This is a genomic window from Clostridium yunnanense (assembly GCF_016595795.1).
Lineage (GTDB): Bacteria > Bacillota > Clostridia > Clostridiales > Clostridiaceae > Clostridium_AR > Clostridium_AR yunnanense.
In genome coordinates this window covers 175,336-187,822 of the sequence record NZ_JAENHN010000006.1, presented here as the reverse complement: position 1 = coordinate 187,822, position 12,487 = coordinate 175,336, and the positions used below count along the sequence as shown (strand labels likewise).

General features: G+C 30.7%; 12 protein-coding genes and 1 riboswitch. Of the genes, 8 read left to right on the top strand and 4 right to left on the bottom strand.

What is annotated here, in order from left to right; translation table 11 throughout:
- Window positions 1-449: 449 nt before the first annotated feature.
- Window positions 450-1,808 carry a PFL family protein gene (locus tag JHL18_RS01910; RefSeq protein ID WP_200265942.1) on the bottom strand — a complete coding sequence of 453 codons (1,359 nt, stop codon included), beginning with the start codon at window positions 1,806-1,808 and terminating at the stop codon, window positions 450-452.
- Window positions 1,809-1,843: 35 nt separating this feature from the next.
- A complete protein-coding gene (locus JHL18_RS01905; protein ID WP_200265941.1) occupies window positions 1,844-2,113 on the bottom strand; it encodes an ACT domain-containing protein in 270 nt (89 codons plus the stop codon).
- 355 nt (window positions 2,114-2,468) lie between these two features.
- Window positions 2,469-2,560, bottom strand: a riboswitch (glycine riboswitch).
- Between the two features lie 197 nt (window positions 2,561-2,757).
- On the opposite strand from JHL18_RS01905, the gene cbiB reads away from it, so the two are divergent.
- The 4 genes from cbiB (at window position 2,758) to JHL18_RS01885 (ending at window position 7,781) form a co-directional block, all read left to right on the top strand.
- Entirely contained in the window at window positions 2,758-3,720 is a 963-nt protein-coding gene (cbiB, locus tag JHL18_RS01900) for an adenosylcobinamide-phosphate synthase CbiB (RefSeq protein ID WP_200265940.1), read from the top strand.
- Window positions 3,701-4,789, top strand: coding sequence for an aminotransferase class I/II-fold pyridoxal phosphate-dependent enzyme (locus JHL18_RS01895; protein WP_200265939.1), 1,089 nt, complete (start codon window positions 3,701-3,703; stop codon window positions 4,787-4,789). The genes cbiB and JHL18_RS01895 overlap by 20 nt, the downstream gene beginning before the upstream one ends.
- 185 nt (window positions 4,790-4,974) lie before the next feature.
- Window positions 4,975-5,535: a nitroreductase family protein gene (locus JHL18_RS01890; RefSeq protein WP_200265938.1), complete on the top strand. Its 561-nt coding sequence runs from the start codon at window positions 4,975-4,977 to the stop codon at window positions 5,533-5,535.
- 293 nt (window positions 5,536-5,828) lie between these two features.
- Window positions 5,829-7,781 carry a GTP-binding protein gene (locus JHL18_RS01885; RefSeq protein WP_200266024.1) on the top strand — a complete coding sequence of 651 codons (1,953 nt, stop codon included), beginning with the start codon at window positions 5,829-5,831 and terminating at the stop codon, window positions 7,779-7,781.
- Between the two features lie 166 nt (window positions 7,782-7,947).
- On the opposite strand, the gene JHL18_RS01880 is transcribed toward JHL18_RS01885, so the two are convergent.
- Entirely contained in the window at window positions 7,948-8,430 is a 483-nt protein-coding gene (locus JHL18_RS01880) for a CarD family transcriptional regulator (RefSeq protein ID WP_200265937.1), read from the bottom strand.
- Window positions 8,431-8,645: 215 nt separating this feature from the next.
- Window positions 8,646-9,179, bottom strand: a complete 534-nt coding sequence (infC, locus tag JHL18_RS01875) for a translation initiation factor IF-3 (RefSeq protein ID WP_420839204.1) — start codon at window positions 9,177-9,179, stop codon at window positions 8,646-8,648.
- Between the two features lie 240 nt (window positions 9,180-9,419).
- On the opposite strand from infC, the gene JHL18_RS01870 reads away from it, so the two are divergent.
- The 4 genes from JHL18_RS01870 (at window position 9,420) to JHL18_RS01855 (ending at window position 12,420) form a co-directional block, all read left to right on the top strand.
- Window positions 9,420-10,295, top strand: a complete 876-nt coding sequence (locus tag JHL18_RS01870) for a response regulator (protein ID WP_200265936.1) — start codon at window positions 9,420-9,422, stop codon at window positions 10,293-10,295.
- A complete protein-coding gene (locus JHL18_RS01865) occupies window positions 10,277-10,741 on the top strand; it encodes a chemotaxis protein CheX (RefSeq protein WP_200265935.1) in 465 nt (154 codons plus the stop codon). Before JHL18_RS01870 ends, JHL18_RS01865 begins: the two co-directional genes overlap by 19 nt.
- A 305-nt stretch (window positions 10,742-11,046) precedes the next feature.
- Window positions 11,047-11,514 carry a chemotaxis protein CheX gene (locus JHL18_RS01860; RefSeq protein WP_200265934.1) on the top strand — a complete coding sequence of 156 codons (468 nt, stop codon included), beginning with the start codon at window positions 11,047-11,049 and terminating at the stop codon, window positions 11,512-11,514.
- A 30-nt stretch (window positions 11,515-11,544) separates the two neighbouring features.
- A complete protein-coding gene (locus JHL18_RS01855) occupies window positions 11,545-12,420 on the top strand; it encodes a DMT family transporter (protein ID WP_200265933.1) in 876 nt (291 codons plus the stop codon).
- Window positions 12,421-12,487: the final 67 nt, after the last annotated feature.

The window sequence follows — 12,487 nt, the reverse complement described above, 5'->3', positions numbered from 1 at the left end:
ATCTCCTTTATTATACGATTTAAGTATGAATTATAACTAATATTATTTTGGAAGATAAAAAATGATGCACAACAAATTTAATTACCTTTGCTAAAAAGTTGCGTACATATGCCTATAAGTATACACTAATCTGATACTTAGGGTTACAAGCTTATATTAAAATATTAGTTTTAGTATTTAATCATTAATTATAGATATACAGTTAATAAGTATAGTGAAAAAACTTATATAAGTCTATACATGTATAGTAATTTGTCAAATATAACTTTTTTTATTCCTTAGGAATTACAATATAATTTGATTTGGGGATAAGTATGAGTAACAGTCTTAAACATAGGAGGTGATAAACATCGTGTTAAAAATAGCCAGAACACAATAAAAGTTAAAATATAAAAACCACTGCCAGTATTAAGATACTTGTTCAGTGGTTAATATTCTAAATTATTATTTTAGTTCTTGAAGCTATGGATAGGCGCAGGCATTCTACCGCCTCTTTTTATGAAAGCTTCAGAAGAGTATTTGCTTACAGCCATTATTGGGGCCGTTCCTAGTAGTCCTCCAAATTCAACTTCATCACCTAAAGTTTTGCCATAAACAGGTATGATTCTAACTCCAGTAGTCTTGTTGTTTATAACCCCTATAGCAGCTTCATCAGCTATTATACCTGAAATTGTAGAAGCTGGAGTGTCTCCTGGTATAGCAACCATGTCAAGACCAACAGAACATACACAAGTCATTGCTTCCAGTTTTTCTAAGCTTAAAGAGCCATTCTTTACTGCTGCTATCATACCTTCATCTTCGCTTATAGGAATGAAAGCACCACTTAATCCTCCTACATGGTAAGAAGCCATTACGCCACCTTTTTTGACAGCATCATTTAACATTGCTAGCGCAGCAGTTGTTCCGTGACAACCACAGCTCTCTAATCCCATCTCTTCCAATATTCTTGCAACAGAATCACCAACAGCTGGGGTAGGGGCTAAAGATAAGTCGATAATACCAAAAGGAGTATCTAGTCTTTTTGAAGCTTCGTGAGCGATAAGCTGGCCGGCTCTTGTTATCTTAAAAGCAGTTTTCTTAATTGTTTCTGCCATAACATCGAAGGATTCACCTCTAACTGACTCTAAAGCGGCCTTAACAACTCCAGGACCACTGATACCTAAATTTATTATTGATTCTGCTTCACCTACACCGTGATATGCTCCTGCCATAAATGGATTATCATCAACTGCATTTGCAAATACAACTAGTTTAGCACAGCCAATAGAATCTCTATCTCTTGTTAAGTAGGCAGCTTGTTTTATTATTTCTCCCATATGGGCAACTGCATCCATATTTATTCCTGACTTAGTACAGCCAACATTTATAGAAGCACATACTTTTTCAGTAACTGCTAGAGCTTCTGGTATAGAGTCAATCAGTATTCTATCACCTTTAGAATAGCCTTTTTGAACTAGAGCAGAAAAACCACCGATAAAGTTTACGCCAACTTCTTTTGCAGCTTTATCAAGAATTTTGGCATATTCAACATAATTAGTGTCGCTAGAGCTTTGAGCTACCAAGGATATAGGTGTAACTGCTATTCTTTTGTTTATAATAGGAATACCGAACTCAGCCTCAAGCTGATTTCCTACCTTAACAAGGTTTTCAGCTCTTTTAGCGATTTTATCATATATAAGTTGTCTTGATATCTTACCATCACTATGGCAACAATCTAAAAGAGAAATTCCCATAGTTATAGTTCTAATATCAAGTTTTTCTTTTTCAATCATGTTTATGGTTTCAAGTATGTTTTGAGTATTTATCAAAATTAATTCCTCCAGTATGATGATATTTAGATTTGTTAGATAGTGTGCATTGAGTTAAAAAGTGATTCTTGTTGAATCCTTATTGATACATCTAAGCTATTTCCTAAAGTGTCTAAAGCCTTCTTTAGCTCTGAAAAATCCATAGTTGCTTTTGAAAGATCTGCAAGCATTACCATCGTGAAGAATCCATCAAGTAAAGTTTGAGTTATATCTAAAACATTAACATTACTTTCTTTTAATACAGAAGTAACCTCATATATTATTCCTACTTTATCCTTTCCTATAACCGTTATTAGTGATCTCATTGAATCATCTCTCCTTAATAAATTTATTTTGTATTAATAGTATGTTTTATGTACGAAAGATAAAGAAAGTAGCTGAATGGACCTTTTTCAGTGAGCTTTCTTTGCACATCTGCTTTTCCAAATGTATAAGAGGAAAAATTAGCAGGTGATAGAGTCTTGTTTTTTACTGTATAGCCATAAAAAAATTCTAAAGCCATTGAAGTATCTGGTTTTAGGTAGCTTGGGGATTTTATGATTTATTAGACAGTAAAGAAGTTATATACTTTTCTATATAATAAAAAAGAGCCTAATATTAGTATTAGCCTCTGAAGATCGAATATTAAAAAGGATTATACACAAAAAAATGCATAAACTTTTCTAATGCTCTGTCCTTTTACCTGAGAGTTTCACCATGAAAATGGTTTTCCCCTTCGGTGCTCAAAAAAGAGTCTCTCCAGAGTTCCGTCCAATAGCGGTTTAAAATATATCCCGCCACCTTCTACCGGAATTATTAAATTAATAAAATTATATCATAAATATTTATATTTTCAATAAGTAAAACTAATTTATATTAATTATTGACTAAATACTGCCTAAAGTGCTACGATTTATGTGATTTTGCACTTTATATAAGTAACTATAATATGAATAAGGAAGTATAGTTTATGATAAGTATATGTATAGCATTAATAGTTGATTTTATTTTAGGAGATCCATACTGGTTTCCACATCCAGTTAGATTTATAGGGAAATACATAAGTATGTTTCAAAATTTAGTAAAGAAGATGAACCTAAAGGATACAGCTTTAAAGGTTGCAGGTATTATTTTAACTTTAACAACAGTATGTTTATGTTTTGGAGTGACCTATTTTGTACTTAAGATTAGCAAGAGTATTTCAATTTATTTATATATAATAGTCAATATTTTTATAATGTGGACAACTATCGCGGCAAAGTGTTTGGCAAGTGAAGGCTTTAAAATATACAAGATATTGAAGCAAGGAAACTTAGTTGAAGCAAGAAAACAACTTTCTTATATAGTTGGTAGGGATACTGAGAATCTAAATGAGAAACAAATTGCAAAAGCAGTTATAGAGACAATATCAGAAAACTGTTCTGATGGTATAATAGCGCCTTTATTTTATATGTTCATAGGGGGAGCACCTTTGGCAATGGCCTATAAAGCTGTAAATACTTTGGATTCAATGGTTGGATATAAAGAAGGAATGTTTTTAAACTTTGGATGGGCATCTGCTAAATTTGATGATATTGTGAATTTTATACCAGCTAGAATAACAGGAATAATGATGGTGGTTGCTGCGTTTATATTAAGATATGACTATAAAAATAGTGCTATTGTTTTTATGAAAGATAGAAAAAAACATTCGAGTCCTAATTCGGCTCATCCAGAAGCTGCTGTGGCTGGAGCTTTAGGAATAGAACTAGGGGGGACTAATTATTATTTTGGGAAACCAGTGGAGAAGCCTACTATTGGATTCAATAAAAAGCACTTACAGGTTGATTATATAAAAGATTCGATTAAACTAATGTATAGCTCTTATATATTATCAACCGCAGCATTTTTTATAGTAAAAGGAGTGATTACAAGTGGAATATCATGGTGGTAATATATATGAACATAATGAATCTGTAATTGATTTTAGTAGCAATATAAATCCATTAGGTGTGCCTCAATGCTTTAAACATGCATTATTTGAAAGTATTAGGGATTTTTCAGTTTATCCAGATAGAGAATATATGAAGTTAAGGCAAAATGTTGCAAGATATATTGGTAATATATCTGTTGACAATATAATTCCTGGTAATGGCGCAGTAGATATAATATATAGGGCCTTGGAAGCGATGGAATACAGCAACTTATATATATCAAGACCAACCTTCTCTGAATATAAAAGAGCAGGGGAAAAGGCGAAAATGGAAGTACAAGAAATTGATATATATAAGCCTGAGTATGAAGGGGTAAACTTAGAAAGTTTAATAGAAAGTATTAAGGAACAATCTGTTGTTTTGCTATGCAACCCAAACAACCCAACTGGTACTTTAATAGAGAAATCAGAGTTTTTAGAATTACTTAAAAACCTTCAAAAAACTAAGTCGTTTCTTATAATAGATGAGGCTTTCATAGAGTTTGCTCCGAAGTTTAAAGATGCCTCTATGGTTGAATATATAAGGCAATATGATAATTTACTTATAATAAGAGCAGCAACAAAGTTTTTTGGTATGCCGGGGATTAGACTTGGATATGGAATCACAAGCAATGTTGAACTCATAAAGAGTATTGAAAGAAATATGGAACCGTGGAGTGTAAATACAGCTGCAGAAATAGCTGCTAGTTGCATTTTTGATGATAAGGAGTATATAAATGCTACCTTGGATTGGATCCAGTCAGAAAGAAGTTATTTATATGAAAAGCTTATTGAAATTAATGGATTAAAGGTATATAAATCAAATTCAAACTTTCTGTTTTTAAAGCTTTTAGACGAAAAGATAGATGCTTACGAGCTACAGAAAAAGCTTTTTGAATACAATATTTTAATAAGACTCCCAAAAGGGTTTAATGGAGTAAGTAGATATAACTTTAGAATTGCTATAAAAGATAGGATAAATAATGACGTTTTAATAAGTTCCTTAAAAGACATATTAGAAACAAATAATACGCAGGTTACTTTATTATAGTAAATTGTATAAAAATATTTGCTTTACTTTTGTGCTAAAAGAGATATAATAGATTACATGAATAAGTTGCTACTATATACCAAACAATAGTTAAGTGTAAAATTTAATTAAGTATTTATAAAACTATAGTGAAAAGGTAATAAGCAATTTTTATGAAATTATATAGTATTTAGGAGGCAAATAAGATGAGTGAGGCAATAAAAGTTTTATTAAACAGAAGAAGTACAAGGGTTTTTAAAGATGAGCAAATTAAGGATGATGAGTTAGAGACAATATTAGAAGCTGGTAAATTCGCGCCAAGTGCGATAAACCAACAATCATGGCATTTTACTGTAATTCAAAACAAGGAAGTTATAGATTTACTTGCTGAAACATTTAAGGAAGTACTTTTAAACTCAAATCAAGAAGCTATGGTTAAGAGAGCTCAAAGTGCAAACTTTAAGCCATTTTATAATGCACCAACACTTATAATAGTTTCAGGAGATAAGAATGCTGTAGTTCCAAAGGCTGATTGCGCTGCTGCTACTGAAAATTTATTAATAGCAGCAGAAGCAATAGGAGTAGGATCTTGTTGGCTTGGAAGCTCAGATTATATATTTAGTTCACCAAAGGCTGCTGAGCTTAAAGAAAAATTAGGAATACCTGAAACGCATGAACCGTTATATTCAGCTATTTTTGGATATAAGGCTAATGACAATGCAAAAGCAGCTCCAAGAAAAGAAAATACAGTTAATTATATAAGATAAATAATAACAGATTGTTATTTTAATAATACTTCAAAAGACATATAACCCAATTATTAAATGGGATTATATGTCTTTTGTTTTTAGTTTCTGTTATGTGTGCTTTTAATATAGTAATTAATAAAAAACTTAACTGTAATATTATTCAATTAGATAATCATAATTATTAATACATTGAATTTTGGTAACTTAAACAGGTATAATCTAATATATATTTATATAAAGATGTGCCACTTCAATCTGAAAACATAAGTTTTATAATGAATTGGGGCGTCCGTATGACTGAGGGTGAGAAAGTGAACAAGACAATTGGACTACTTGCTCATGTTGATGCAGGAAAAACAACTTTTGCGGAGCAGGTATTATTTTCTACTAATAGTATAAGAAATAAGGGAAGAGTAGATTATAAAAATTCCTTTTTAGATAACCATAGCATAGAAAAGGAAAGAGGTATAACCATATTTTCAGAACAAGCGAATTTTGAATATAATGGATCGAAATATTATTTAATAGATACTCCGGGACACATAGATTTTTCCCCTGAGATGGAAAGAGCTTTAAAAGTCATGGATTATGCTATACTTATAATCAGTGCTGTGGAAGGTATCCAAGCTTATACAGAGACTTTGTGGCATTTACTAAGAGCACACAATATACCAACGTTTATCTTTATAAATAAAATAGATAGAGTTGGTTCTGATTTAGAAAAATTGATGTTTGAAATTAGAAAACAGTTTACAGTGGACATAATGTATCTTGATGATGTACTTAGAACTGAGGGGTTAAAGGAATATCAAATAGAATTCATTGCGGAGAGAGATGAAGAACTACTGGAAGATTACTTTAATGGGACGTACACAGTTGAAAGATGTGTTGATGCATTAAGGTGCTTGATAAAGCAAAACAAGCTGTTTCCGATAGTTAGTGGATCTGCCCTGCAGGATATTGGGGTTAAGGAGCTGTTAGATAACTTAGACTATCTAACATATACTAATTATTCTAAAGAAAATGATTTTAGTGGTAGAGTGTATAAAGTTAAATATGATGAGAGAGGAAACCGAATAAGTTATATTAAAGCTACAGCTGGTGTTTTAAACGTAAAAGATCAAATTAAAGTCTCTGAAGAAGAGGAAACGGTTGAAAAGATAAACCAAATAAGAATTTATAATGGAAATAAATATATAACAACTGATAAAGTTTTTGCCGGTGATATATTCGGAGTTACGGGATTAACAAGATTTAATGCTGGTGATGCAATAGGCGAATTTGGTGATAAAGCTACTTATGATATGGTTCCTACACTTAAATCAAAGGTGATTTTTCATAAAATGCTAAATCAGAAAGAAGTGTTTAGTTATTTTAAAATACTTGAAGATGAAGATCCTTCTTTGAATGTAGTGTGGGATGATAGGTTAAAAGAGATACAAATACATGTTATGGGGACAATCCAGCTAGAAGTATTAAAAAAAGTAGTAGAAGAGAGATTTAAAATAGATATAGAGTTTGGACCTTGTGAAATTTTATATAAAGAAACTATCCAAGACTTAGTTGTTGGATATGGACATTTTGAACCATTAAAGCATTATGCTGAAGTGCACATAAAATTAGAGCCGGGAGCTAGGAATCAAGGCATGAAATTTGAAAATTTATGTCATGCAGATGATTTGACAGTAGGTCATCAAAATTTAATAAAGACTCATATTTTTGAAAAAGATCATAGGGGGATACTTATTGGAGCTCCTATTACGGATATAAAAATTTCATTGCTTACTGGACGTGCTCATGATAAGCATACCAGTGGAGGGGATTTTAGAGAAGCTACACTAAGGGCGCTAAGGCAAGGCCTTGAAAAAGCAAATAATAGAATACTTGAGCCTTATTATAGATTTAGAATTGAAGTTCAGCTTGAACAAATGGGAAGAATAATTTCTGATATGGAAAAGCTAAGTTCTCAATGTGAGCCCCCTGTAATTGAGGGGGATAAAGTAATTGTATTTGGTAGAGGGCCGGTCTCTAAGCTTATGAATTATGGAATGGAATTTATAAGTATAAGTAATGGAAGAGGTAGAATTAACTTTATTTTTGATGGATATGATCTCTGTCATAACGAAGAAGAAGTAATAGCTAAAAGTACATATGATAAAAAAGCTGATATTGAATATACTTCTTCATCGGTATTTTGTTCTAAGGGACAGAGTTTCATAGTTGATGGAAGTAAAGCAGAGGATTATATGCACTGCTTACACTAACAAATATAAAATCAAGAAACTAAAAACTTAAAGCTTTGTTTAGTCACTCTATAAAAGTCTATAGAAAGGCTTATTGATGCAAATAAGATTATAAACATGATACGAATATGTAAGTACACAATAGGCTGCTGACTTTATGTCAGTAGCTTTTTGTAATAACTATAACTTATGCTATAACTGAATTAATTAAATTGGATGCCTCTGCTTCAGTTATATTTTTGATTAAAGATATTTCACCGACTAAAAGTTTTTTTGCGGTGTTTAGCATTTGCTTTTCACTAGAATTAAGTGGTTTCTTACTATTTAGTAGTAGTAAATCACGAACTACCTCTGAACCTTCTTTCAAATCACCACTTTTAACTTTTCTTAAGTTTGTTTGGTATCTCTCTTTATAGTTAAGAGCATCGCCTAATTCTACATCGTTAGTACTAAAACTTTGTAATACTAGTTCAAGTGTTTCTTCATCTGATACAGGTCTTATACCAGAATTTGATATTTTATCTTGAGGTATCATAACCTGCATACTGTTATTTACCATATTTATTATAAAATAGCTACACTTGATTTGAGAAATTTCCTTTTCCTCAACTCTGTCTATTATACCTGCACCTTGCATAGGATAAATAATTTTATCACCAATTTTAAACAATAGAGCACCTCCATATGAATAGTCTGCTTAATTCATTATAATATATTAATGAAAAAATAGCAAATTTTAATGATATCACAAGATATATCCACATGTCAATAATTTCCCTTAAGGAAATCTTTTAAAAGAAAAATTAAGTATAAATTTATATAAGAAGCCTATAAGCTTGTGAGCTTATAGGCTTCTTATATAAATTTGATTAACAGATAATCAATCTATTTAACAGTTTTTGGAGAAATGATTATAAACATATTTCTTCCTTCAAATTGAGCGGATTTTTCAACTACGCCCAAATCACCAATCTTGTTAATAAAAATCTCAAGAATCTTAGAGCCGATGCCAGTAGTGTTATTTTGTCTTCCTCTAAACCTAACTGATACTTTTACTTTATTTCCATTAGATAAAAACTTTTTAGCATTATTACATTTTATATCTATGTCATGCTCTTCGATAGTAGGGCTTAATCTTACTTCTTTAAGTTCTACTACTTTCTGATTCTTTTTAGCTTCTTTTTGTTTCTTTGATTGCTCATATAAATGCTTGCTGTAATCCATTATTCTACATACAGGGGGAACAGCAGTGGGAGAAATCATAACCAAATCAAGATTTTGTTCTCTTGCTAATCTTAGAGCATCTTCGGTTTTCATAATCTGACTATTCTCACCAGACAATCTTATTTCCTTACTTCTTATATTTTCATTTAAATCTAAATTTTTATTAATATACAACACCTCCAAAATAATAAGCATTTAGCTCATTATTTAATAGTATAACTTTAATCCATTTTATGCAAGAATTAAATTGATTTCTTACATTATTTTTTCATTTATTTTTATTAATATTCAGTTTATATAATGGCAAATATAAATTATTTAATTATAAAACTTATATTTTTAAGAAATAGAAGCATTTTCAAATTAAATCCAGTCAAGAATATAGAAAAACGCTCGATATTTACAATATATTATTTAGATTGGGAGTGTTTATTTATGGCAAAGACAAAAATTGTTATAGTTGACGATTCACCATTTTCTATAGCTATTATTAGAGATATACTTACCGATAATGGTTTTGAAGTTGTTGGAGAGGCTGGGTCATTAGAGGAAACTATTGAAGTAGTTAGTGAGGTTAAACCTGATCTTGTTACAATGGATATGACTATTCCTGGAACAGATGGATTAGAGTGTACTAGAGCTATTCACGAAATTGATGCTAATATAAAAGTTATTATAATAAGTTCTATGATGGATGAGGAAATTGTTAGGAAAGCAAAGAAGTCTAAAGTATCAGGTTATATACAAAAGCCAGCTGATGCGGAGGAAGTTACTTTGCTTATTAATAGAATAATGGCTAGTGAAGAGCTTTATGGAGAACTTCTGAATTTGTATTACCCATGCTATAAAGAAGCATTTATGGATACCTTTAACAAGGTTGCCAAGACTATTCCTGAATTTAAAAAAGAATACAATGAAAATATTGAACAGATATCTAAAGGAGTTTCAGTTGTAATAGGAATAATAGGTAAATACTCTGGAAGAATAATATTTGATATGTCTTATGAAACCGCAGAAAATATTGCTAAAACAGTATTGAAGAGAGAACCTAAAAATTTAGAAGAAGTAATAAATATGATGAGTGAGTTAAATAATATAATATCTGGACAAGGATGTTCTATGATTAATAGAAAGAATAAGTTATTTGGACTTAGAGTAGCGCCACCAGCAATATTCCATGGTGAATCTATAAATATATCTAAATCAGAACTTGATACAGTTACATCTTCTATGGTAGATACTATATTCGGAGAAATTTATATGAGTGTTGGTTTTAAAAAGGAGGATGGAGAATGGATGTCAAATATATAAATCCTTTTCTTGATGCATTTTCTAACGTATTTCCTCAGTTGGGGATTAATGAAATAAGGAAGGGATCTGTAAGCATAAAAGAAGCTTCAGTGGAAAGTCCTGGTGTAATAATTATTTTAGGCATAATAGGAGATGTTAAAGGTAATGTTATATATACTACCACAATAGATGCAGCAAAAAGTATTGCTCAGATTATGATGATGGGAATGCCTGTTCCAGAATTAAATGAAATGGCACAAAGCGCTATCTCAGAGCTTACCAATATGCTTACAGCTAATGCATGTATGAGTTTTGAACGTGAAGGGATTAATATCGATATATCAACGCCTACATTAATGTATGGAAAGTTTACAGCTAAGGCAAGCTCTAATAAAGTATTGTGTATTGAAATGTTTGTTAATAATATGCCTTTTGAAGTAAATATATCATTGGATAAGTTATTATAAAAATAAAAAATGATATAACATATAAATAAATCGGTGTAATAAAACTACTAATACTGAATTGTTTTCTTATTTATAAGGTATCCTGTATAATTAGGATGCCTTTTTTGCTTTAAATCAAAGTATAAAATTTTTGGATTATCTAAAACTAAATATTTCAATGGATTTACAAATGTTTTAACAGTATTACTTATTTTTATACTAATTACTTGTATATTGTTTATCTATAAAATTAATTTGATATGTAAATAATAAAAATGATATAATTTATTCAATAACCTATAACATAAGAGATTGGAGTGCTTAAGATGAAAGTAGAATATATTAATCCTATCGTAGAAGCAAGTAAAAATGTTATAAATCAAATTACTGGGTTTAACCCTAGTTTAGGTCGAATTTACAAAAAGACCATTCCATATTCAGTTGATTCTGTTATGGTACTTATAGGATTAACAGGACAGATACAAGGAAGTGTTAACATTTCTCTAAATAAAGGGTTGGCGTTGAAAATCGTATCTGCTATGATGGGTGGCATGGAAGTAAATGAATTAGATGAGATAGCAAAAAGTGCTATATCTGAGTTGTGCAATATGATATTAGGCAATGCAGCAACAATATTCTACTCAAATAATATAAGCATTGATATAACTCCGCCTATCATAATGACAGGCACAAATATAGAAGTTAGTCAGGCAAATTCAGTTGTAATAAGTATTCCATTAAACTTTGAGAATGGAGATAAGTTAGAACTAGATATCTCTTATAAAGAAAAGTAATTTTGATATTTAGGAATTAGGAGTAAAACAATGACAAAAGAAATGAAGGCGGATCTATATCTTATAACAGTTACGGCCTTTTGGGGACTTAGTTTTCCAATAATGAGTGTAGCTCTTAAAACAATTCCTCCATATAGTTACATTGCTATAAGATATACATTAGGAGCAATAATTTTAACTGCTTTTTTTCATAAAAAGTTTAAAACTATAAAACTAAGAGATCTAAAAATAGCAGGTTTAATAGGGGCGGCACTGCTAATAGGTATTATATTTCAAGTAGTTGGCCTTACATATACAACCTCAAGCAATTCCGCTTTTATTACAGGGTTGAATGTAGTCTTCGTGCCAGTTATGTTGGCAGTTATTTATAAAAAGATTCCAGATATAAAAACAATTATAGGAATTCTATTATCCCTAATAGGTCTTTATATATTATCTGCAAAAGGAGCTTCAGGAGTTAATTTTGGAGACTTTTTGACCCTTTTAGGGTCAATTGCTTTTGCTGCTCAAATAATACTTGTGGACAAGTATGCGAAAGAAGTAGATTCTGGCCTTTTAACCTCTTTAGAACTTTTTATAGTTGGTATAGTTAGTTTTATACCAGCTATTGGGATTGAAAAGCTACATTTTGAGTTTACAAGAACAGTATTTATAGCTCTTTTGGTAACAACAATACTTTGCACTGTTATAGCAATGTGGGTTCAAAATGAGATGCAGCCATATACTAATCCGACTCATGCAGCTATAATTTATTTAGGAGAACCTGTTTTTGGAGCTATATTTTCTATATTTATTGGGGACAAGCTAACTGGTAATAGTTTTATTGGTTCACTTTTAATTTTAGTTGGGATGGTTGCAATTAATTTAAAGATAGGAACTTCACAACGGAAGAGTGAACAAGTCTAATCAAAGTTATGAAAATAAAAGAAGTTAATATATTAGAGCTTAAGGCATCAGTGAGTATTCACTGATG